This is a genomic window from Chloracidobacterium sp. N (assembly GCF_018304765.1).
Lineage (GTDB): Bacteria > Acidobacteriota > Blastocatellia > Chloracidobacteriales > Chloracidobacteriaceae > Chloracidobacterium > Chloracidobacterium aggregatum.
Genome location: NZ_CP072643.1, coordinates 94,739 through 118,019, shown reverse-complemented (window position 1 = coordinate 118,019; position 23,281 = coordinate 94,739). Strand labels below are relative to the sequence as shown.

The window sequence follows — 23,281 nt, the reverse complement described above, 5'->3', positions numbered from 1 at the left end:
AGGAGCGACCTTGACCTATGTCCGAGTCGAACACGTTTGAACACTCTCAGTCGCCCACGAGTCGCCTGCCCATCATCGGGCCGGGGCATACCTACGCCAGCATCAACGAAAAGATCAGCGCCATCGTCCTGCTGCGGGGAACGACCTTCGGCTGGCTGGTTGGTTTCGGCATTGCCTTCATGATTTTCATGATGATGCTCGGCTCGATCAGCTACCTCCTCTACAAGGGTGTCGGGGTCTGGGGCATCAACAACCGGGTCGGCTGGGGTTTCGACATCATCAACTTCGTCTGGTGGATCGGCATCGGCCACGCCGGAACGCTTATTTCGGCCATCCTGCTGCTGCTGCACCAGAAATGGCGCACCTCCATCAACCGCTTTGCCGAAGCCATGACGCTGTTTGCCGTGGCCTGCGCGGGGCTGTTTCCGGTGCTGCACCTGGGGCGGCCGTGGTATGCCTACTTTCTCTTTCCCTATCCGAACACGATGGGGATGTACTTTCCGCAGTTTCGCAGCCCGCTCGAATGGGACGTGTTCGCCGTCTCAACCTATGCCAGCGTGTCACTCGTGTTCTGGTACGTCGGTCTGATTCCCGACCTGGCGACCCTGCGTGACCGGGCGCGGAACTGGTTTACCAAAACCGTCTATGGCTTTTTCTCGCTGGGCTGGCGCGGCTCGGCCCGCCACTGGCACCGGTACGAATCCATCTACCTGCTGCTGGCCGGTCTTTCGACGCCGCTGGTGCTGTCGGTGCACACCATCGTCAGCTTTGACTTCGCGGTGTCGATCATTCCCGGCTGGCACGCGACATTTTTCCCGCCCTACTTCGTCGCCGGCGCCATCTACGCCGGGTTTGCCATGGTGCTCACGCTGGCCATCCCGGTGCGCTGGGTCTATGGGCTGGAAGACTTCATCACCGACAAGCACCTTGAAAACATGGGGCTGATTACGCTCGTGACGGGGAACATGGTGGGCTACGCCTACATCATGGAACTGTTCTACGGCTGGTACAGCGCCAACGAGTACGAGCAGTTCATGGTTCACAACCGCGTCCTCGGTCCCTACTGGGCGCTGTATGTGGCACTCATCGTGTGCAACATCATCGCGCCGCAGTTTCTGTGGTCGAAGCGGATTCGACGCAATGCCTGGTGGCTGTTTGCGATTTCGATGTTCGTCAGTGTCGGCATGTGGCTGGAGCGGTACGTCATCATCGTCGTCAGCCTCCACCGGACCTTCCTGCCCTCCGGCTGGGGCACCTACGCCGGGACGTTTTGGGACTGGACGCTGTACATCGGCACGATGGGCTTCTTCCTGACGCTGCTGTTCCTGTTCATCCGCCTGCTGCCGATGATTTCGATGTCTGAAATGCAGATGCTTCTGCCGGGCGCCACAGGCACGCCGGAGAAAGGAGCGGCGAAGTCATGAAGCCAAGCAACCGACCGCGTTACTACGGGGTGTTGGCCGAGTTCGAGTCACCGGCGGCGCTGGTCGCGGCGGCCCGCGCCACGCATAACGCTGGCTATCGCAAGTATGACGCCTATTCGCCCTTCCCCATCGAGGAACTGGCCGAGGCGATGCACGACCACAAAAACCCCATTTCAAAGATTGTCTTTTTCGCGGGGCTGACCGGGGCGTGTGTCGGATTTGGCATGCAGGTGTACGCCAACCTGGTGCACTACCCGATGAACATTGCCGGCCGGCCGCTCTACGCCTGGCCGATGTTCATCCCGATTACCTTCGAGTGCACGGTGGCATTCGCCGCCTTTACCGGGGTGCTGGCGATGCTGGCGCTCAACGGGCTGCCCCGACCGCACCATCCGCTGTTCAACGTGCCAAGTTTTTCCCAGGCCACGCAGAGCCGCTTTTTTCTCTGTATTGAGTCGGCCGATCCAAAGTTCGACCTCGATGCCGTCCACCGGTTTCTCGAAGGTCTGAAGCCAATGGAGATTCACGATGTTGAAGACGACTAGTGGCCCCATGCAGCGCCTCGTCTGGGCCGGCATCGTGGCGACGCTTCTGGCCGGCGGCGCCGGCTGCAAGCAGAAGATGAGTTACCAGCCACGCTATGACCCCCTGGAGCGGAGTGAAACGTTCAACGACCGGGCCTCGGCGCGGCCGCTGGTGGCCGGGACGGTTGCCCGTGGTTTTCTGCGCGATGACCCGGAAGTGTTTCTGGGGCGCAGGGAAAACGGCGACTACGTGACGACCTTTCCCTTCCCCGTGACTGAAGAAGTCCTCAAACGGGGACAGGAACGGTTCACCATCTACTGCACGATGTGCCACGGGTTTTCAGGTTACGGAAACGGCATGATCGTCCAGCGCGGGTTTTCTCCGCCGCCCTCGTTCCACGACCCGGAAACCCGTGAAAAATCAGTGGGTTACTACTTTGCCGTCATCACCAACGGCTATGGCGCCATGCCGGGCCATGCCCACCAGATTCCGGTTTCCGACCGGTGGGCCATCGTGGCGTACGTCCGGGCCCTGCAGTTGAGCCAGAACGCCCGCCTCGAAGACGTACCGGCCGACCAGCGGCCACAGCTCGATGCCCGGCCAACCCCTCCGGCAGCTTCCAAACCGGCCGCTTCACCTTCGGCCTCACATTCGGGAGGAACGCACTGATGAGCTACGAAGCGACGCAAGTGCAGTGGGACGCCCCCGTGCCGGCGGTCGTCAGGCAGCTCCAGATGCCGGCGCTCATCATCGGTATCGTTGGCGCCGGGCTTGCCATTGTGGCGGCGGTTCTTGACTTCCGGCAGTTCCTGCACGCCTACCTCTTCGCGTTCACCTTCTGGAACGGAGTCACGCTGGGAGCGATGGTTCTGCTGATGATTCAGTACCTGACAGGCGGCGGCTGGGGCATTCTGGGGCGGCGCACGATGGAAGCTGCCATCCGCAACATCTGGCTGATGGCGCTTTTTTTCCTGCCGATTCTGGCTGGCGTGCTGCTCAACAAACTCTACATCTGGACGGATACCGCCCGCGTGGAAGCCGACCATCACCTGCACCAGAAGGCGACCTATCTCAACATCCCGTTTTTCCTGGGGCGTTTGGTGTTCTACTTCACGGTGTGGCTCGTCTGGGCGTACTTCCTCAGCCGCTGGTCACTGGAGCAGGACCAGAGCGGCGACAAGAAACTGGCCCAGAAACTGCGCAACCTGAGCGGCCCCGGGCTGCTGGTGATGGCCATCACCATGACGTTCTCCAACATTGACTGGCTGATGTCGCTTGAGCCGTACTGGTTTTCCTCGATGTATCCGCTCATCAACATGGTGGGCAACCTGCTTTCGGCAGTTTGCTTCACGGTGGCCTTCGTGGCCCTGATGTCGGATATGCCTCCGTTCAAGGGGCTGATTACCTCCAAGCACTTCCGCGACTTCGGCAACCTCATGCTGGCGTTCACGATGCTGTGGACGTACACCTCGCTGTCCCAGTTTCTCATCACCTACTCCGGCAACCTGCCGGAAGAAACGCCCTGGTATCTGAACCGGCTCAACGGCGGCTGGGGCTATGTGGCGGCCAGCCTGCTGGTCGGCCACTTCATGCTGCCCTTTGCCGTCCTGTTGCAGCGGCAGGTCAAAGACCCCGGCAAACCGCTCATCTACGTCGGGGCCTTCATCATCTTCATGCGGATGGTGGACCTGTTCTGGTGGATCAAGCCGACGTATGACGCCGGGCACGGTTTCCACGCCGTCGAGCATCTGTCGCACTTCAGCCTGACCTGGATGGACATTGTCACCCCGCTGGCCATCGGCGGCATCTGGGTGTGGTTCTACCTGCGCAACCTGCAACAGCGGCCGCTCATTCCCCGGCACGATCCGAACATGAAGGAGGCGTTTGCCCATGGCGGACACTAAGCACGACAAATCCGATCACCATGAGTTACCCAACGGCGTCGGTTTTGAGCAAAGCGACGCCAACATCAAGGCGGTGTTCGGCGTCGGGATTGCCGTCCTCATCTTCACCATCTGCTGCGCTGTGGTCATCAACGTGCTCTACAGCTACCTGGATGAGCGCGGCCACCGCGTTGTCCAGCCAAAGACGGAACGCGCCAAAGCGGAGCCACGGGTAATCAACGATCACGAACCGCCGCTTCAGGAATCGCCGGAAGCCGACATGCGGATATGGCGCGCCAAAGAAGACGCCCACCTGAAAAGCTATGGCTGGGTCTCGAAGGAAAAAGGCATCGTTCACATCCCCATTGAACGGGCCATGAAGCTGACGCTCGAACGCGGTCTGCCCAGCAGCAACCGGGTTCAGCCGTTCAATGCGCCCACGGGTGTTCATCGTCCGGGCGGAACGGGGATGCCGCTGTTCGACAAGGAAGAAGTGCTGCGGCATTCGGGCGATTCCAACTCCGGGCGGCCGCTGCCGCGCCCGGCGACGGCGGCGGCTTCAACGACAACCGCGCCGGCAGTGCCGCCCACAATGGCCCCCACGGTCGGGCCGCCGGCAGCGCCCGGTAAAACAGACGCCCCCCATGGCGGCCCACACTGACGCTGCCTGACCGGAGTGACCGGGAGCTGGCTGGCACCGGTGTGGCTGGTTTTTCAAAGGATTGAGTGGTCTCGTATGAAGAATGTTTTTGCAACGGTCTGGCTGATCTGCCTGGGATGTGTGCTGGCCACACCGCCAGCGCTGGCCCAGTATGGCGTCGGGCAGCAGGTCGAGATGCCAAGCCAAACCGGCATGCCCTCCGGGTCGCCGGAACTGCTCAAGCAGATTGGCGTCACGCAGAACCTGGGCGCACAGCTTCCTCTCGATGTCCAGTTGCGGGATGAAACCGGCCAGGAGCGTCCACTGCGCACCTACTTCACGGATAAGCCGGTCATTCTGGCGCCGGTCTATTTCACCTGCCCGATGCTCTGCACCCAGATCATCAACGGCATCATCAAGGGCCTGCGCGAAGTCCACTACATGCCGGGGCAGGACTTTGAAGTGGTGATTGTGAGCATTGATCCGCGCGAGACGGCGGAACTGGCGGCCGGCAAGAAGCAGAGCTACCTCAAACGTTACGGCCGTCCCGGCACGGAAGGCGGCTGGCACTTCCTGACCGGACGGGAAGAAGAGGTCTCCCGGCTGGCGGCGGCGCTTGGCTTCCGTTACGCCTGGGATGAAGCCACCCAGCAGTATGCGCACGCCAGCGCCATCATGGTCGCCACCCCCCAGGGCCAGCTTTCACACTACTTCTACGGCGTCGAATACCGCCCCAATGACTTGCGCTTCGCGCTCATTCAGTCCTCACAGGGCAAGATCGGCAGTCCGGTCGAGCAGGTTCTGCTCTACTGCTTCCACTACGACCCCGTGACCGGGCGCTACACGCCCCTGATTCTGACGGCCGTCAAGATTTTCGCAGTTCTGACGGTGCTGCTGCTCGGCAGCCTGATTGGTTATTTCCTGTGGCAGGAACGCAAGGAACGGCAGGCGCTGGCTGCCGGTTCAACCACGGCCAATGCCGGATAGGGATGTTGTCATGATGCCATTGACCATATTGACCACATGCTTCAATTGGACGGCAGCGGCGCTGCGGCTGCCGCTGTTTCCAGAACAGGCATCGGCGAATGCGCCCAACGTGGATGCCCTGTACTTCTTCATGCTCGCGGTCTGCGGCGGCGTCTCGATCGCCATTGTTCTGCTGATTTTCTACTTTGCCGTCAAATATCGCCGGCGGACGCCCGACCAGTTGGCGGAAGAGGCCCATGTCCCCGTTGCACTGGAGTGGGCGTGGATCATCATCCCCTCGCTGTTTTTCATGTCGTTTTTCGGCTGGGGTGCTTTTCTGTACTTCGCGGATGCCAAAGCTCCGAAAGACGCGCTGGAAATTGCCTGCACGGGGCGCCAGTGGATGTGGAAGTTTCAGCACCCGGACGGACAGCGTGAGATCAACATGCTGCACATCCCCGTCGGGAAACCCGTCAAACTGGTCATGGTGTCGGAAGATGTCATCCACAGCATGTTCGTGCCAGCCTTTCGGATTCACATGGACGTGATTCCCAAGCGGTACACGGAAGTCTGGTTTGAGGCAACCAAGCCGGGGACGTACCACATGTTCTGCTCGCAGTATTGCGGCACGGAACACGCCAACATGATTGGCTCGGTCGTGGCCCTCGAACCGCATGAATACCAAACTTGGCTCAACGGGGCGGCGACCGGCTCGCTGGCACTGCGCGGCGAGGCGCTGTTCAACAAGCTCGCCTGCAATGGCTGCCACACCGGCGATGCCGAAGCCCGTGGGCCCTACCTGCCCGGACTGTACGGGCGCAACGTCCAGCTTACGACCGGCGAGGTCATCGTCGCGGACGAAAACTACATCCGCGAGTCCATCCTCAAACCCGGTGTCAAGATTGCTGCCGGTTACGACAACATCATGCCCGGCTACGATGGGCAACTGACCGAGGAACAAATCATCGAGTTGGTGGCCTACATCAAACACCTGGGCAAGAAGTACGAGCAGTTTGAGCCGGTGGCGCCGCCGACGGCGCCGGCCCCGCGCCCGGCCGGTCAGAATCCCGACCAGACGCTCCCCACCGGCAACGTCAAACCCAGTATGACGCCGGGCACATCACCTCCGGCGACCACGGCACCCGCTGGTGCGGTCCCTACGCCGCCCCCGGCGTCAGAAGGGACCCGTCCGAAACCCAATTGATACCCAAGTGATTCCGCCAGCCGGCAGCTTTCTGGCCCGCACCGAGTGACACCATGATTGAAGAAAACGTCTCCCTACCGCGCATTCACTATCTGAACTCCCACTACGGGTGGAAATCGTGGCTCTTCACGACCGACCACAAGCGGATTGGTCTGCTCTACATGGTTTCCATCACGCTGATGTTCTTCCTTGGCGGCTTCTTCGCGCTGCTCATCCGGCTCGAACTGCTGACGCCCCAGGCGGACATGTTCACAGCGGATACGTACAACAAGTTCTTCACGCTGCACGGGGTGATTCTCATTTTCTTCTTCCTCGTGCCCTCGATTCCGGCCACCCTGGGCAATTTCCTCATCCCGCTGATGATTGGCGCCAAGGACGTGGCCTTTCCCAGGCTCAACCTGCTGAGCTGGTACATCTTCGTCATCGGCTCGCTGTTTACCCTGTGGGTGGTGGCCGTGGGCGGGATTGATACGGGGTGGACGTTCTATACGCCGTACAGCACGACCTTCGCCAACACGCATGTGATTGCGGCGACGCTGGGCGTGTTCTTCACCGGGTTTTCCTCGATCCTGACCGGTCTCAACTTCATCGTCACGATTCACAAGATGCGCGCGCCGGGGCTGACCTGGTTCCGCCTGCCGCTTTTCATCTGGTCACTGTATGCCACGAGCATCATTCAGGTGCTGGCGACGCCGGTGCTGGGCATCACCATGGTGCTCATTGCCGCCGAACGCTTCGCCAAAGTGGGCATCTTCGACCCGGCGCTGGGCGGCGACCCGGTGCTGTTCCAGCACATGTTCTGGTTCTACTCGCACCCGGCGGTGTACATCATGATCCTGCCAAGCCTGGGTGTGGTCAGTGAACTGATCTCGGCGTTCACGTGGAAGCGGGTGTTTGGCTACAAGTTCGTGGCCGTCTCCTCGCTGATGATCGCCATCTTCAGCTTCATCGTGTGGGGACACCACATGTATGTCTCCAGCATGTCCATCTATGCCGGCATGCTGTTTTCCATTCTCAGCTATCTGGTGGCCGTGCCTTCGGCAGTCAAGGTCTTCAACTGGACGGCTACGCTGTACAAAGGCTCGGTTTCCTACGATACCCCGATGCTGTATGCCCTGGGCTTCATCGGGCTGTTTACGATTGGCGGTTTGACGGGCCTGTTTCTGGCCTCGATGGGGCTTGACCGGCACCTGCACGACACCTACTTCGTCATTGCCCACTTCCACCTCATCATGGTTGGCGGCGCGGTGATGGGCTACTTCGGCGGTCTGCACTACTGGTGGCCCAAGATGTTCGGGCGGATGTACCCCGAATGGTGGGGCCGTCTGAGCGCGCTCATCGTGTTCGTGGGCTTCAACCTGTCGTTCTTTCCGCAGTTCATCATCGGCTACCTGGGGATGCCGCGCCGCTACCACGTCTATGCGCCGGAGTTCCAGGTGCTGAATGTGATGTCCACCGCCGGATCATCCATTCTGGGTGTGGGCTACCTGTTGCCGCTGGTGTACTTCATCTGGTCGCTGCGCTACGGCAAGGTGGCGTCAAATCCGTGGCGCGCCAAGGGACTGGAATGGGAGACGACTTCGCCGCCGCCGCCGGAAAACTTCCTCGAGCAGCCCATCGTCACCGAAGAAGCCTACAACTACCCGACGCGCCCGGCGCAGCCTGGCAAACAGACCGGCAAGCTCACCGGCGGACTGAATCCCCCTGCATCCCCCACGGCAACCGCAACTGGAACTGGAAGGGAGGCCGAAGTTGTCTAACGCACACAGCCCTGTCGCCCATCACTTCTACACCATCGAGCAGCAGAAGGAATCGGCCACCATTGGCATGTGGCTGTTCCTGGCGACGGAAATCCTGCTGTTCGGCGCCCTGTTCACGGCCTATGCCGTCTATCGGTACAAGTTTCCCGACGCCTTCATGGTGGCCAGCTCACGCATGGACTGGAAAATGGGCGGTCTCAACACGCTCTTTCTCATCGTGAGCAGCGTGACCATGGTGTTTGCCGTTTCCTCGGCGGAAAAAGGCCGCCGGGGTGGTCTGCTGGGCTTCCTGGCGGCAACCGGCTTCTTTGGGACGCTGTTTCTCGTGGTCAAATACTTTGAGTACAAGCACCACTACCTCGACCACGACGTGCCGGGCCTCAACTTCCAGTGGACCGGAGCCCCCGAACTCGCCAATGGGGCGCAGATGTTCTTCTTTCTCTACTTCTTTATGACGGGTCTGCACGCCCTGCACATGATCGTTGGGCTGGGCCTGCTCATCTGGATTTTCATCACGGCTTATCAGGGCAAGTATTCCCCGGAATACTACAACCCGGTTGAGATGTTCGGGTTGTACTGGCACTTCGTGGACCTGGTCTGGATTTTCCTTTTCCCCCTGCTCTACCTGCTTGGGGCACACCTGCCGCCGGGCGGTGGCGGACATCACTGAATCGGAGGCAACGGCCATGGGACAGGCGACACAACAGCCAGCCACACACCATGCCAACGGGCATAGCCATGCCCATCCCACGATTTCCCCGGCGACCTATCTTCTCGTGCTCGTGGCGCTGGTCATCGGCACGGTGGTTACGGTCTGGACAGCCAGCATGGACCTGGGAGCGTTCAATACGCCGGTGGCGCTGGCGATTGCCATCGGCAAGGCGGCGCTCATCATTCTGTATTTCATGCACATCCGGTACAGCACCTGGCTGACGCGAACCGTCGTCATCGGTTCGTTTTTCTTTCTCATCGTGCTGTTCGGACTGACCTTCGCCGACTATTTCACGCGCGAAAAAACGCATGAGATTCCTTCGCTCTACTCACCTGATCCCATACTGAAACAGCAGTAGGCTGTGTTCCGGGCGCTTTGCCCTCCCGGTTGTTACAGGTCGTCATGCCGAAATCACTTGCACTTGCCTCTCCGACGCCGGTTGTGGCCCTGGGTCTCCGTGACCGGCTGGCCGCTTACTGGGCCCTGACCAAACCCCGGATTACCTTTGAGGTTGTCCTGATTGCCGCCTTTGGTTTTCTGCTGGGCACGCCGGGGCCGGTGGACTGGGCCCGGTTCTGTCACGCCATGCTTGGCATCGGCCTGCTCTCCGGCGGGATTGCGGCGCTCAATCAGTGGATGGAACACCCGGCTGACGGGCAGATGCGGCGCACGGCGACCCGCCCGATTCCCAGTGGAAAGGTGACACCCTTTCAGGCGCTGCTCTTTGGTCTGGTGCTGACCATTGGCGCTGAAGCCTACCTCTGCCCGACGGTCAACCCGCTGACGGCTGTTCTTGGGTTGGCCACCGCCATCGGCTACGTGTGGATTTACACCCCGCTCAAAACGCGCACCTGGCTTTCGACGGCGATTGGTTCCTTTCCCGGTGCCATGCCGCCGCTGGTCGGGTGGGCGGCGGCTGCCGGTTCACTGTCGCTCGAAGCGTGGGTGCTGTTTGCCATCATGTTTTTCTGGCAGTTCCCGCATTTCTACGCCATTGCCTGGATGTACCGTGAAGACTACCGCCGGGCCGGAATCGGGATGCTGCCGGTGATTGAAGCCGATGGCCGTCGTACCATCCGCCAGACGCTCATCACGGCTCTTGTTACCGTTGGGCTGAGTCTTCTGCCCTTCTGGCTGGGGCTTTCGGGCTGGATATATCTGGCTGGGGCGCTGTTGCTCGGCGCGCTTTTCCTTCAGTCCTGCCTGGTGCTGGCGCGCACCCGGACGAATCTGGCCGCCAGACGGGTGTTGCGGGCTTCCGTGGTGTATCTTCCCATGTTGTTCCTGCTGATGACGCTCAACCGTCTCTAGTCCGCTGAGCGACAAGCAGCCAGGCTTCCCCCATCTCAACCTGGGAGTCATCATCCATGCCCATTCAGCTTACGGTAGTGGACGCTTTCACGGACAAACCCTTCCGGGGCAATCCGGCGGCGGTATGTCTGCTCGATGAAGCCCTTGACCGGACGCTCATGCAGTCCATTGCCCTGGAAATGAACCTGTCGGAAACAGCCTTCGTTCTGCCCGACGCCGACGGACGGTGGCAGCTACGGTGGTTCACCCCGGAAGCTGAAGTCCAGCTCTGCGGCCACGCGACCCTGGCTGCCGCCCACGTGCTCTACGAACAGGGGCGCGTTCCAGCCAACGACGTGGTGCTTTTTCAGACAGCCAGTGGTGTCCTCACCTGCGTTCGCCACGCAGATGGCGACATCGAGATGGATTTTCCCGCCATTCCTGTCACGCCCACAGTGGCACCGATGGAGTTGTTTGCCGCCTTGGGCGTGCCGCTGGCCTACGTCGGCGCCAGCGAGTCGAACTATCTCGTCGAAGTCGAGAACGAAGACATCCTGCGCTCCATCCAGCCAGACATGCGCCTGCTGGCGACCCTGCCCAAGTGGGGCACGATTGTCACCTGCCGGGCGACAGCGCAGGATGGACTCCCTGACCACGACTTTGTTTCACGCTTCTTTGCTCCGGCCAAGGGTGTGGGAGAAGACCCGGTGACGGGTTCAGCGCACTGTTCCCTAGCTCCCTACTGGAGTGCCAAGCTCGGCAAAACCCGGCTCATCGGCTTCCAGGCTTCCAGGCGTGGCGGCATCGTCCACGTCGAAGACCGTGGGACACGGGTCAATCTCGGCGGCCGTGCCGTCACCGTGCTTCACGGCAGCTTTCACTTCTAACCAAAGCCTGTCCAGGAAGACCGACGAAACGCTGAAAATTGATTGCAAAACACTTTCCCATTCGTTCACACTGTGTTCACATAAGTGCGAATAATGGCGTTACGTGTGGCCTCATGACGCCAAACGAACTTGAATAAAGGGTTCTCATGGCGGAAGGCGTTTCGAGCAACGGTGGTCTGCCGGGCAGTCCAGCGACTTTGTGCGAGCGACGTTCTCCGTCTGGGTTCTATCCTGTCCTCTGTGTGTAAAGGGAGAATCATCATGCGAGATGTTTTGCGACTGAAGCGGCTCTGGCTGCTTACGGTGGCATTGTGCTTCGGCTTTTCAGGACCAGCCTGGGCCCAGGCACAAGCCACGACCGGACAGATTGCAGGCGTCGTCATTGACCAAACCGGGGCGGCCATCGCCAATGCAACCATAACCGCTGAAAACCCGCAAACCGGTTTCAAACAAACGACGACCTCCAAAGCCAACGGTGAGTATGTGCTGGTTCAGTTACCGGTCGGGAGCTACAAGCTGACCGCAGAAGCGACCAACTTTGCCTCCACTACCGTCGAAAACGCCACGGTCATCGTCGGGCGGACGCTCAACGTCAACCTGACGCTCGGCGTGGAAGCCGTTACCGGTGAAGTCATCGAGGTGACGGCCAGCGGGGTCAGCATCCAGACGACCCGCAGCGAGGCCGACGCCATCCAGAACTCGACGGCCATTCAAAACCTGCCCATCAACGGGCGGCGCTTCCAGGATTTCGTCACCCTGTCGCCCAATGCCCAGGTTGAGCCGCGCCGGCAGCAGATTTCCCTTTCGGGACAGCGCGGGATTTACGGCGCCAACGTCAACGTGGACGGCATGGACTACAACCAGCCGTTTTTCGGTGGCATCCGCGGCGGCGAACGCTCGAATTCCGCCTTCACCATCCCGCAGGAATCCATCCGGGAGTTCCAGGTGGTTTCAGCCGGCTATTCAGCCGAGTTCGGACGCTCCACGGGCGGAACAGTCAATGCCGTCACCAAGAGCGGCACCAATGAATTCCACGGCACGGCGTTTTACCTGATCCGCCCGCAGGAAGCCGCCCGTACCAATGACTTCTTCCGGGCACAGGAAGCCCAGTTTGTCGCGCAGGGCATCACGGGCAAAATCAATGCCGCGCCGACGCAGCAGCAGTTTGGCGGCTCCGTTGGCGGCCCCATCGTCAAGAACAAGTTTTTCTTCTTCTTTGCTTATGAGCAGCAACGGCTGCGCCAGACGCGCAGCACGGCCTTCCCCAACCTGGCGCTGGTCAATCCAGCCACGTTGACGCCTTCACAGCGGGCTGTGTATGACTTCTATGTCAGCGAGCAGGGGAATTTTGAACAAACCAACGATGCCTGGGCCCCACTCCTGCGGTTGGACTGGCAGATCACCAGCAAGAACCTTCTGACGGTGCGTTATAACTTCAGTTATAACCGCGCCTTGAATGCCAACTCCAACGGCCCGCAAATTTTCCCGACAACCAACAGCTCCCTGGCAAACAACGGTGCGGAGCGCAACCGCAACAACATTGGCGTGGTGTCGCTCTACAGCACGCTCACACCGAGCCTGTTCAATGAGTTCCGCTTCCAGTTTGCGCGGGAAGACCGCCCACGTGGCTCCAACTCCAGCCGTCCAACATTCAACAGCTTCATTGGTAATGTTGGGGCCGTCGCCTTCCTGCCAACCACGCAGTACGACACGCGGACGCAGTTCGTCAACAACCTGACAGTGCTGGCCGGCAACCACACAATGAAATTCGGCTTTGAGTACAGCCGCGTGTTTGCCAACCAGTTGTTTGGTTTCAACCAGTTTGGCAACTACTCGCTGATCGGGGCTAATACGACCTTGGCCGTTATCAACGGCGTCCAGGTGCCGGTCGTGCCACCTAGCGCGCCGCCGACAGCCCAGCGTGGACGGTTTGACGTCGCCGCCAACTACACGGTGCAGATTGGCAACCGGTTCACCGAATACACTGTCCATCAGTTGGCCTTCTTTGGTCAGGACTCGTGGCGGATTCGCCCCAACTTCACGCTCAACTACGGGCTGCGCTGGGAAGGGCAATACAACCCCACCCCGGCGGCCAACAATACGAACCTCGTCAACATTGTCCGCAGCGTGCAGTATCCGATTGACGTTCCCGGACTGCGGCGCAATCCCACCCAGATTCCAGACGTGACCAACCAGTACGCCCCACGGTTGGGTATTGCGTGGGACCCGTTCAACAACGGGAAGTCAGTTTTCCGCGCCAATGGTGGTATTTACTACGCCACGACGCCCCTGCTGCTGTTTGCCGATGCCACCAACAACTTCCGCATTCCGCCGGGTAACCTGTCGGCACAGATCCCCTTCACCCTGCCAGCCGGATTCAACCAGACGGCGTTTGACGCCTCGCCAGCAACGGCTGGATACCGGGCCGTTATGGGTACGGGCGCGGCACCGAACACCGTGTTCCGGCAGTTCCTGCTGGCTGGCATCAACCTCAACAACTTCCAGCTTGGGGCGCTGCCGACGGTCACACCGGCGCAGCTCACCCAGATTGCCAATGTGCTCAACCAGTTCCTCCCGGCCGGTGCCACGCCGTTTTCACTTTCGGCAGCGGCGGCCCCGCTCTTTATTTCGGAAGACTTCCGCAACCCACGTTCCGTCCAGGCCAACTTCGGGTATGAATACCAAGTGGCGCGTGGGCTGACGTTCGGTGTGGACTTTTCGCTCATCAACACGGTGTACCTGCAGCGGAACCGGCAGTTGAACCTTCCGGCCCCGCGCATCAACCCGGATAACATTCCGGGCGACATCTCGCTGCGTCCGATTTTCAACCCGACGGTGGCGCCCTTTGCCACCCGCCCCAACCTCGGTGTCGGGCAGTTGACCGTGCGTGAATCCACGGCCCGGTCGCTCTACCGCGCCATGGTGCTGCGGGCGAAGTTCGAGCGGCGGTGGGGTCAATTCTCGGCTTTCTACACGCTCTCGGACAATGTCTCGGACGATGACAACGAACGTGAAGCTGGCGGGTCGTTCCCGGCCAACTCGTTTGACCTGCGTGCCGAGCGTGGCTTCTCCAACATTGACCGGCGGCACCTGTTTGTCGTCAACCCGGTCATCTTCCTGCCCTATGGGTTTGAAGTGTCAAGCGTGGTGCGGTTGCAGTCGGCCTTCCCCGTTGATGGCATCGTAGGCAACATTGGCGGCGGCTCAGCCGACGTCAACCGTGACGGAACGCTCGGTGCCGGGTCGGGCGGACAGCTCGACCGGCCGTACCGCGCGCCCGGCCAGCCGTTCCCGCGCAATGCGTTCCGCAACCGCCCGGTCTACAACGTTGACCTGCGCCTGCAGAAGCGTTTCAAGATCACCGAATCCCAGGATGTCACGATTTCGGGTGAGTTCTTCAACCTGTTCAACCTCATGGGACTGCAATACAGCGGCGCCGCGGTGACGAGTCTGTGCAACTTTGCCGGATTGACGGGCAATGCCCTGATCGCTGCGCAACGCAACTGTGGTATTCCGCAGGCGAATGTGCCGCTCAACCCGAACTTCCTGTCCCTCCGGGAGCGCAACCTGAACAGCCCGCGGCTTGGGCAGCTTCTGCTCAACAACACGCTGGGGAACTCGGTGTTCCAGTTCCAGGTTGGCGTGCGGTATCAGTTCTAAACCAGGTAGCTACAGTTGGCTTTCCCGGCGGCAGCGCAGCAGCGCTGCCGCTTTTTTCTTTGGCTTTCGGCTTTGTCTCTTTGGCTTTCCAGCAAGGCGTCAGTGTGCTGGGCGGGTACGCATCGCGGACGTGACGACCTCCCAGTAGGCATCAAGTGCCAGTTCGCGCCGAAAATGCTGCTCAAAGCATTCACGGGCGCGGCGCTGCATGGCGGTCAAAGACTCCGGCTCGTCGGCCAGCCGGCGCAGCGCAGCGACCAGTGCCGCCACGTCACCTGGTGCAATGCGAACACCACAGGCATGCGCCTGAATGATGTCAGCCACCTCGGTATGCTCACCGACCAGTGCGAGAATGGCCTGTCCGGCGGCGAGCGAACCATAGATTTTGCTGGGAATGATAAGACCTTCGGCCGCCGGTTCCATCGTCACCACCGAAAGATCGGCGCAGGTCAGCGACAGGGGCAGCCGTTCCACCGGCTGGTAGGGTAAAAACTTCACGTTGGGTAACTGTTTGTCCGCGGCGATCCCGACGAGGCGGGCCCGTTTGCCCCCGTCGCCGATGAAGAGGAAGAAAAACCGCGGATCATGACGCAGGGCGTCAGCGGCAGCCAGAACGGTTTCCAGGTCATGCGCCAGTCCCATGTTCCCGGAATACAGCACGGTGAGCCGGTCATGAGTGCCGTGTTCCAGCGCAAAGGGATTTTCCGCCTTTGGGCGGGGATGAATGGCCGTTCCATCCGCCCAACTGGGGATGACACGCACCGGCAGGAAACGCCCTCTGGAACGGGCATGGGTGGCTTCAAGCGTCACGCGCATGCGATTGCCCAGCGTAATGACCGCCGCCGCCCCGTCATAGACCAGGGCGTTGACGGCATCCCACAACCGCCGCACCAGAGAATGTTCCTTCAGGACCCCGAACCGTACGGCCAGATCAGGATAGATGTCCTCGACAACGCAGACATAGGGACGGCGCTGCATCATCCATCCCAGCCACCCGACGAGGCCAAGTAGTGGCGCATTGCACACCAGCAGTACGTCATATCCCCGAAAACCCACGGTCGTCTCGATGGCAGCCCCGGCGACGAAGGTCGCCAGGTTGAGCAGCCGGCCCCACAGACGACGCTTGTCAAAACGGGTACCCAGCACCCGGCGGATGCGGATTGCCCCCAGCCGGTCATGGGCCGGTAACGGCTGAGCATCCCGCTGGTATGGCGCGCGGCTCGTCACCACCATGACCTCACCACCACGCCGGGCGAAGTCCTGGGCAATTTCGGTGGTGAACTGCGCCACCGCGGCCGTTTCAGGATAAAAGTAGTGGGTCAGAATGAGCAGACGCGGCGCCGGTGTGGCCGACGGCGCTGAAGTGGGCAACCTTTCCGAAGTGGAAGGGACGGTCTCCCGGTGGCGTGTCATGACGGTTGCGACACCTGGGCGACAGATGGCTCTGTCGTGCGAAGCACCCGCTGCCGCACCCACTGCGCCGGACATCCGCGATAGATGCTGTATGGCTCGGTTTTGCCGCCGATGACACTGCCCGCCGCAACGACGACGTGACTGGCAATCTCGGTTCCCGGCAGCACGATGCTTTTGGCGCCGATCCAGGCCCCATCCGTGATGACAATCGGCCCCACCATCAGGTCGAAGGAAGGCGAGGTGTAGTCGTGGTTGCCGGTCAGCAGGTATGCCCCCTGTGAAATACAGGCATGGGCACCAATTGTCACCTGAGCCAAGTTGTCAATCCACGCACCTTCACCAATCCAGGTAAAGTCGCCAATCGAGAGAAACCACGGGTACTTGATGTTGACGTTCGGTTTGATGACCACGCCCTGCCCCACCCGCGCGCCGAACAGCCGGAGCAGGGCCACCTTCAGCGCCGAGGGATAGGGCAGGTCAGACTTGAAAATCCAGGCATTGACCAGCATCCACAGCACACGCTTGAACACCGGGCCGGGCCGGTACCAGGCATTGTCAAAACGGGAAAGATCAACCTTCGTCATGTCGCCAGGATGCGCTCGTACGTTGCCAGCAGTTTTTGTGCCACCCGTTCCCAAGTGTAGTGGTCAAGAATAAAGGCTCTTCCGCGGGCACCCATTGTCCGGGCGGCGGCCGGATCACCCAGATAGCGGTCGAGCGCCTGCGCAATGGACTCCACGGAACACTCAACGATACAGGCCGCGCCAGCCGCGCCAGCCTCCGGGAAGTTGCAGCCATCCGTCATGATGGTCGGCGCGCCCGCGGCCAGACACATCAGAATGCCCATGCTGAAGCCCTCGGAGTAGGAAGGCGCGATGTGGAGTTCAACGCTGCGCAGCATGGCATAGAGTAGCGGCCCGCTCATCCAGCCGGCAAAGGTGACGGACTCCAGACACCCGGCCGCGGCAAAAAACTCCTTTGCCCGTGGGAGAAAGCCGATGTTGTCCTGTCCCACCACCAACAGGTGGGTGTCCGGGTATTTGGCGTGTATCCGGGCAAAGGCCGGCGCCAGCAGATCAAGCCCCTTTTTGGGATCGATGCGCCCAAAAAACAGCAGAAGCCGTTTGTCGCGCAGCGCCGGATAAGCCGCATAGAACACCTCGCGGGCAGGCAGCGTCTCAAACTCGGCACGGTGTAACCCGTTGGGGATGAGTTCAATCGGTGTCTCCAGGCCAAGCGCCTGAATGTGCTCGGCTTCCCGTGAAGCCGTGGCCTGAATGAGCCGGGCGCCGCGCAGCGCCGGACGCTCCACCAAGGCATAGTAGGTGCGCTTTTTCCACGCCTTGTAGGCCAGCGCCCATGGCTCAAGCATGCCGTGCGGCGTGGTGACGTATGGCCACCCGTGCTGCCGGCACTGCCACTGTACTGCGGCAATGAGCGGCGCAAAGATGGAATGCGTGTGGACGAGATCATACGCCTGCCCATGCTGCCTAAACCACCGGACGAGCGGCCGACTGAGGATGAAGTCTTGGCGATGCCAGCAGGGGAAGTACATGACGCGATAACCGTCTTCGGAAATCCAGGTGTGGTGGACGACCGCCTGCCGCTGCTCACCGTCGGCATCGGTGGTGATGATGTCCGCCTGTGCGCCGGCGCGTCCGACGGCCTGGGCAATCCCGGTCACGACTTTCGCAATCCCACCGTACTTGGCGCCCAAATAAGGGACGACATACAAAACCCGCATGCCGGACTCCAGTCCTTCAAGGCACCAGCGTTGCGGCCTGCATCCAGGCGGCTGTCTGCGCGATGCCCGCTTGCAGTGAGGTTACAGGGTGCCAGCCAAACGTGCGTCGGGTAGCCTCGCAGTCAAGGCAGATGGATGGAGCATCAATGCGGCGCGCTGGCTCGTGGCGGACCGTCACGGACCGCCCGATGACCGATTCAATCGTGGCCACGAGTTCATTCAGGCTGTAGGCGCGTCCGCCGCCCAGATTGAACACTCCATTGACCCCCACCGCACCGCTCCGGGCCTGCACCAGCGGCTCCAGCATATCGGAGACGAAAAAGAAGTCGCGGCTGGTTTGCCCATCACCAAAGATGACAACCGGTTCTCCCCGCAGGGCACGATACAGAAAGACGGCCACAGCCCCCTGCCGGCCGAGTGGATTCTGACGCGGCCCATAGGGCACCGAAGGACGGAAGATGACATATTCCAGACCGTAAAGGTGGTGGTAGGCCCCAAGGTATTTCTCAACGGTCAGCTTCGTCACCCCATAGGCATTGATGGGCTGCGTGGGATGGTCTTCCGTAATGGTTCCGGCGCGGGGCATTCCATACACCGTGCCGCCGGAGGAGACATACACCACCCGCCGTACACCGGCTTCCCGACAGGCGTCGAGAAGCTGTACCGTGGGCATGAGGTTTGATTCGATGTCGGCAACCGGATGGCGGGTCGCCGTCTCGTGAATCGAACTCCAGGCGAGATGATACACCGTCTCAACGCCAAACTCCGTCAGGACATTGCGCACGAGGTCGCGGTCAGACAGGCTCCCCGCCACGCTCCGCACTCCCGGCGGCGGCGGGTCATAGCGGCGCTCCCGGCGGTCAAAGACAATGACCGGGGCCTGCCCGGCCAGGCGGTCAACCAGATGGGAGCCGATGAAGCCATTGCCGCCCGTGACCAGAATCGTTGCCATGGCACTCATCTGTCCGGCTTCAGGCCCGGATGGGAATCGGCCGTGGCCCGGGCCAGGGGGCCGGTTGGTTCACCTGTTTCAGCAGCCGGCGGTTCGACCAGGCAAACATCAACACCGTCAGGGAAGACATCCCCAGCCAGGCATAGATGCCCGGCAGGTCACCGCCCCGCAGGAGCGGGATCATCCACGCCACAAACAATCCACGCAGCACGCTGTACAAGAACGGGTGCAGTGTGGTCATCCATTCCGTTATGGCAGCCAGACCCAAACCGTAGAGCACCGCAAAGACAGCAATCCCGATGACGCCCCCTTCACCGTAGAACGAACCGTAGATGGACTGGGAAATCCCCAGTATCCCCTGCGATGCATCGCGCAGACCAAGCTTGTTGACATATCCGCCCACCGGCTTGTCGGGCCAGAGTTCCCGTGGAATCGGACGGGTCAGCACTTCGAGGTGCTCCGTGCCCAGCGTGAAATCCATCAGTTCGGGATAGACGAAACGGACGATGGCAAATCCATCCAGCATGTTGGCGTCTTCCCCCGCGACCAGCCGCTCCCAAGATGTGCCCGTATGCTGGAAAGCTGCTGCCTTGTCGTTGACGTTGTCAGCCTGCCGGACAGCTCCCGCCAGACTAAAGGCTATCACGGCGACGATCGCCCCCAGCAGCAAGGCGACAGCCCGTTTCCGTGGGACGTAAAACACCGAAAGCGCCACAGCAATCCCGATGACCAAACCTACAAACTGAAACCGCAGGAAAGCACCAAAGTTGTTGTAGGCTGCTGCCACCACAATGAGCAGGCAGACGCCCTTCTGAAAGGGGGTGTGCAGCGCCCCAAAGCGCCATGCCGCCACCAACAGGGTCGCCACCCCAATCAGGGTGAGCGGAAACAGAAAGACGTAGCTGCTGCTCGTCAGATTGAAGGCGGCACTGCGGGCATACTCGCTCAGAAAGAAAAACACAATGCCCAAGGCAAGCAGGGATGACACCGTGCGTGGCGGCAGCCGCTGGAGACCTTCCGCCGCCACCACCGGCAGTTTCCGCCGCATGCGGGCGCAGTAGGTTGCCATCAGGACGAATTCCCCAAAGGCGATGAACGGCAGAACCTCCAGGGCATCCTCGTCGGTGATGGGCGGTAAGCCAAAGGTATAGACCGTCTCTATCCATTCCCCCCACCCCTGGGTCACAGCAAAATACCGGTATGAGCTGAAAAACATCGTCAGCCCGGCGATCATCAACGGAACTTCATCGTTCCTTCGGAAGAACCACACGCCGGCAAAAACCAGCAGCGCCGTCTGGATGAGGACGATGAGCGGGAAAAGCGTATCCATAGGGCATGTCCACCGGCAGCAGGGCCCGGTCAGCGGGCGGTTTCGAGCAATGTTTTCCAACGGATGCCGTAGGCGTCCCAAGTGTACGCCGCGACGCGCTGGCGCGCCAGTCGTCCCATATCGAAGGTTTTGTCCGGCTGAGACAGCGCCGTTTCCATCAACGCCTGTAACCGCGCAGCATCGCCGGCCATCATCAGCCAGCCATCCACACCGTCTTCAATCAGGTCGGGGCCAACCGTGGCATCTGAGGCAATCACTGGGACGCCGCAGGCCATGGCTTCCAAAACAACCAGCCCAAAGCCCTCGAAGTAACTTGGAAACACCAGCACGTCACACGACCGGATGATGTCCGGCAGGTCGCGGTGCGGACGCTTGCCCATGACCTTCAGCCCCGGCAAATCGGGAATATGCGGCTGCACCTCCGGTGCAACCGGCCCCACCAGCCACAATTCGGCGTGCCGTGGAGCCAGCTTTTCCCAGACTTCCAGGAGCAGCGGAACACCCTTGCGGGCCGTCACCGAACCAAGAAACAGGAAGCGAAAGGGGCGGCCGGCCTCCGGCGGCGGACGCGGCGTGAAGGCCTCCAAGTCAACACCATACGGGTTACAGACAATCCGCTCCACGGGAACCCCATGAGCGACAAGCGACCGGGTGGTAAAGCTGCTCGCCACCACAATAGTGTCGGCCAGGGCATGTTCCTGCGCTTCGTGGGCCAGCATTGCCGGCAGCGGCGGCACAAGGCTTTCGCGCCAGTCGGGATAGCGTGCGGCGACGGTTTCAAAAACCCATTTTTTCCACAGGGGATGGGCAATGCTCTGGTCAAGGATGAACCGCCGGCCCAGGTCACGACACCGCTCGGCCAGCATCCACGAGGACGTATCAAAACCAATGACCACATCCACCGCGCGCAGCGCCGCCGTGGGGATGCTTTCCTGAAAATGCTGGTTGCGGCGCAGAAAAACCTCCAGCGCCGGCGCTCCCTGCCGGAGCGCCCACAGCGCCGCCAGCTCACGCCACGGGCGCAGATGAAGATGCCGGCGCGCCACGCCCGACAGCAGCCGGTTGCCCAGTCGTTCCCGGACGCCTCCCACCTGCGTCAGTTGCCGGACCCACCAGGCTTCCTCGCGCAGCGCCAACCCCGTCCAGAACCCCTCCAGCATCCCCAGCCGTGCCAACTGCCGGGCAAGCTGGAAGGCATGCTGCGTTCCGGGATGGGCAAGCAGAACCTTCATCGTTTGGCGGAGTTCACTCGCTGGAAGTCGGCGACGGGAGGCGTGTCGTCACCCAGCAGGTGGGAATCGTGCGTGCCTCCGGGCCGAACAGCCAATGGGGACGCAACGGGTGAACATCCACCGTCCGGCCCGCTGCCCGCAGCCGGCTCAGGACCGGCTCCAGCAGGTGCTCGCCATGGACTTCCACCAGCCACTGCACCGGTGCGGTCAACAACCGCCGGGCGCCGTCGAGCACGTCCACTTCAGCGCCTTCGACATCCACCTTGACCAATGCCGCCCGTCCGGCCAGCGCCGGCCGGGCATCCAAAGCGGCATCCAGCGTGACGGTCACGCCGTCGTTTCGGGCCCCGACGTACAACGGCAGGAACTCAAACGTCGCGCCAGCATAGGCGGCAGCCCACCGTTGGGCAGGGCCGGTGAGTTGTTCTGCCAGAGACGGCGTATCGTCTATTCCCGGCTCAAAAGCCACAATATGCGGGCGGCGGCCCTGCCCCAGAATGGCGGCGGCGCATCCGTAAGTGAAATAGCCATCATTGGCACCGACATCCCAGATCACATCCACCTGCCGCAACGCCGCCTTCAGCCACGGATTGAGTACATGCTCATAAGCGCCCAGGATTTTTCGCTTGGAGTGGGCCGGATTGAGAATGAGCCGCGCCCCGCGAAAGGGCCCGGCCAGAATCGTCACGGGTGTCGGCGTCTGTTTCGTCAAAAGGGCCAGCAACGTCATGGCTGCCGACGGGACAAAGCCGGCGGGCGGCTTGCCACTCCATTCTCGCCGTTGACAGTGATCATCGTCCCATCCCCTTCTTCCGTGAAAATCTCCCGGAGCAGCGCCCCGGCTTTCATGCCGTTGATGACGTGCACTGAGTTGACTCCGGCACGCAGGGCGCGCGCCGCAGCTTCAAGTTTCGGCAGCATGCCACCGGCCACCTTTCCGGCGTCCATCATGGCGGCGGCTTGCCGCAGCGTCAGGCGGCTGATGCGCTGCCCGTGCTCATCCAGCACACCATCCACGTTGGTCGCCAGAACCAGTTTTTCAGCCCGCATCTCCGCCGCAATGACAGCCGCCACGGTATCGGCATTGACATTGTAGATGTCGCCATCCTCATCGGCAGCCAGCGATGCCATGACCGGAACAAAATCCTTCTCGATGAGGGTGTCAAGCAGCCGGGTGTCCACATCCAGAATTTCGCCGACGTAGCCATAATCCACCGTCTGCGGCTTGCCGGTTTCCAGATTGACGACCACCTGCGGCGGGCGCTTGCGTGCCGTCAGGATGTTGCCGTCCACCCCACTCAACCCGACGGCGGGAACGCCGGCCTGGCGCAGCGCGCCGAGGATTTCGACGTTGACCTTGCCGCCAAAAACCATCTTGACCACATCGAGGGCGCGCTCGTCCGTGATACGCCGGCCGTTGATGGTCTTCGGCTTGATGCCAAGCTGCTGGCTCAATTCATTGGCCTGCACCCCACCGCCGTGTACGGCCACGACGCGAATCCCAATCTGGGCGCACAGCGCCAGTTCTTCACAAAACGAATCGAGGGTGTCTTCCTCTGCGGCAACCTTGCCGCCAAACTTGACGATGAAGGTCTTTCCCTTGAAACGATTGATGTACGGGAGGGCTTCCCGCAGCACATTGGCGTCAAATCCCATAGG

The 23,281-nt window shown here is 61.2% G+C and carries 21 protein-coding genes; 13 read left to right on the top strand and 8 right to left on the bottom strand.

The annotated features are described in order from the left end of the window. Nucleotides 1-17 precede the first annotated feature (17 nt). The 13 genes from nrfD to J8C05_RS11545 all read left to right on the top strand — a co-directional run bounded on the left by nrfD (nt 18) and on the right by J8C05_RS11545 (nt 14,951). Nucleotides 18-1,424 carry an NrfD/PsrC family molybdoenzyme membrane anchor subunit gene (nrfD, locus tag J8C05_RS11605; RefSeq protein WP_211423701.1) on the top strand — a complete coding sequence of 469 codons (1,407 nt, stop codon included), beginning with the start codon at nt 18-20 and terminating at the stop codon, nt 1,422-1,424. Further along, nucleotides 1,421-1,969 carry a DUF3341 domain-containing protein gene (locus J8C05_RS11600; protein ID WP_211423700.1) on the top strand — a complete coding sequence of 183 codons (549 nt, stop codon included), beginning with the start codon at nt 1,421-1,423 and terminating at the stop codon, nt 1,967-1,969. The genes nrfD and J8C05_RS11600 overlap by 4 nt, the downstream gene beginning before the upstream one ends. Further along, nucleotides 1,953-2,618, top strand: a complete 666-nt coding sequence (locus J8C05_RS11595) for a c-type cytochrome (protein ID WP_246840795.1) — start codon at nt 1,953-1,955, stop codon at nt 2,616-2,618. Before J8C05_RS11600 ends, J8C05_RS11595 begins: the two co-directional genes overlap by 17 nt. Further along, nucleotides 2,618-3,853, top strand: a complete 1,236-nt coding sequence (locus tag J8C05_RS11590; RefSeq protein WP_211423699.1) for a hypothetical protein — start codon at nt 2,618-2,620, stop codon at nt 3,851-3,853. Before J8C05_RS11595 ends, J8C05_RS11590 begins: the two co-directional genes overlap by 1 nt. Beyond that, nucleotides 3,840-4,493 carry a hypothetical protein gene (locus J8C05_RS11585; RefSeq protein WP_211423698.1) on the top strand — a complete coding sequence of 218 codons (654 nt, stop codon included), beginning with the start codon at nt 3,840-3,842 and terminating at the stop codon, nt 4,491-4,493. Before J8C05_RS11590 ends, J8C05_RS11585 begins: the two co-directional genes overlap by 14 nt. A gap of 75 nt (nt 4,494-4,568) precedes the next feature. Continuing rightward, nucleotides 4,569-5,459 (top strand): SCO family protein, encoded by an 891-nt coding sequence (locus J8C05_RS11580; protein ID WP_211423697.1) that lies wholly within the window; start codon nt 4,569-4,571, stop codon nt 5,457-5,459. A 10-nt stretch (nt 5,460-5,469) separates the two neighbouring features. Then, the gene (coxB, locus tag J8C05_RS11575) at nt 5,470-6,642 is read left to right on the top strand and encodes a cytochrome c oxidase subunit II (protein WP_246840794.1); all 1,173 of its coding nucleotides are present in this window, start codon (nt 5,470-5,472) and stop codon (nt 6,640-6,642) included. 53 nt (nt 6,643-6,695) lie between these two features. Further along, nucleotides 6,696-8,402 carry a cytochrome c oxidase subunit I gene (locus J8C05_RS11570; protein ID WP_211423696.1) on the top strand — a complete coding sequence of 569 codons (1,707 nt, stop codon included), beginning with the start codon at nt 6,696-6,698 and terminating at the stop codon, nt 8,400-8,402. After that, entirely contained in the window at nt 8,395-9,072 is a 678-nt protein-coding gene (locus tag J8C05_RS11565) for a cytochrome c oxidase subunit 3 family protein (RefSeq protein ID WP_246840793.1), read from the top strand. The genes J8C05_RS11570 and J8C05_RS11565 overlap by 8 nt, the downstream gene beginning before the upstream one ends. A gap of 16 nt (nt 9,073-9,088) precedes the next feature. Then, complete coding sequence (locus tag J8C05_RS11560; RefSeq protein WP_058866102.1) at nt 9,089-9,472, top strand: cytochrome C oxidase subunit IV family protein; 384 nt, start codon at nt 9,089-9,091, stop codon at nt 9,470-9,472. Between the two features lie 44 nt (nt 9,473-9,516). Then, complete coding sequence (gene cyoE / locus J8C05_RS11555) at nt 9,517-10,425, top strand: heme o synthase (RefSeq protein ID WP_211423695.1); 909 nt, start codon at nt 9,517-9,519, stop codon at nt 10,423-10,425. A gap of 56 nt (nt 10,426-10,481) precedes the next feature. Continuing rightward, nucleotides 10,482-11,291, top strand: coding sequence for a PhzF family phenazine biosynthesis protein (locus tag J8C05_RS11550; protein WP_014100969.1), 810 nt, complete (start codon nt 10,482-10,484; stop codon nt 11,289-11,291). A 261-nt stretch (nt 11,292-11,552) separates the two neighbouring features. Next, nucleotides 11,553-14,951, top strand: coding sequence for a TonB-dependent receptor (locus J8C05_RS11545; RefSeq protein WP_211423694.1), 3,399 nt, complete (start codon nt 11,553-11,555; stop codon nt 14,949-14,951). Nucleotides 14,952-15,050: 99 nt separating this feature from the next. Here J8C05_RS11545 and J8C05_RS11540 read toward each other — a convergent pair whose 3' ends face one another. From J8C05_RS11540 to argB, 8 genes are read right to left on the bottom strand one after another with little or no spacing between them, the layout of a single operon-like run. Next, complete coding sequence (locus J8C05_RS11540; RefSeq protein WP_211423693.1) at nt 15,051-16,364, bottom strand: glycosyltransferase family 4 protein; 1,314 nt, start codon at nt 16,362-16,364, stop codon at nt 15,051-15,053. Beyond that, a complete protein-coding gene (locus J8C05_RS11535; RefSeq protein WP_211423692.1) occupies nt 16,361-16,948 on the bottom strand; it encodes a WcaF family extracellular polysaccharide biosynthesis acetyltransferase in 588 nt (195 codons plus the stop codon). The genes J8C05_RS11540 and J8C05_RS11535 overlap by 4 nt, the downstream gene beginning before the upstream one ends. Beyond that, nucleotides 16,945-18,108, bottom strand: coding sequence for a glycosyltransferase (locus J8C05_RS11530; RefSeq protein ID WP_211423691.1), 1,164 nt, complete (start codon nt 18,106-18,108; stop codon nt 16,945-16,947). Before J8C05_RS11530 ends, J8C05_RS11535 begins: the two co-directional genes overlap by 4 nt. A gap of 16 nt (nt 18,109-18,124) precedes the next feature. Next, a complete protein-coding gene (locus J8C05_RS11525) occupies nt 18,125-19,060 on the bottom strand; it encodes an NAD-dependent epimerase/dehydratase family protein (protein ID WP_211423690.1) in 936 nt (311 codons plus the stop codon). Nucleotides 19,061-19,079: 19 nt separating this feature from the next. Continuing rightward, nucleotides 19,080-20,390: a hypothetical protein gene (locus J8C05_RS11520; RefSeq protein WP_211423689.1), complete on the bottom strand. Its 1,311-nt coding sequence runs from the start codon at nt 20,388-20,390 to the stop codon at nt 19,080-19,082. Nucleotides 20,391-20,419: 29 nt separating this feature from the next. Next, nucleotides 20,420-21,622 (bottom strand): glycosyltransferase family 4 protein, encoded by a 1,203-nt coding sequence (locus tag J8C05_RS11515; protein ID WP_211423688.1) that lies wholly within the window; start codon nt 21,620-21,622, stop codon nt 20,420-20,422. 13 nt (nt 21,623-21,635) lie between these two features. Next, nucleotides 21,636-22,334: an FkbM family methyltransferase gene (locus J8C05_RS11510; protein WP_246840792.1), complete on the bottom strand. Its 699-nt coding sequence runs from the start codon at nt 22,332-22,334 to the stop codon at nt 21,636-21,638. A gap of 14 nt (nt 22,335-22,348) precedes the next feature. After that, the gene (gene argB, locus J8C05_RS11505) at nt 22,349-23,278 is read right to left on the bottom strand and encodes an acetylglutamate kinase (RefSeq protein ID WP_211423686.1); all 930 of its coding nucleotides are present in this window, start codon (nt 23,276-23,278) and stop codon (nt 22,349-22,351) included. Nucleotides 23,279-23,281: the final 3 nt, after the last annotated feature.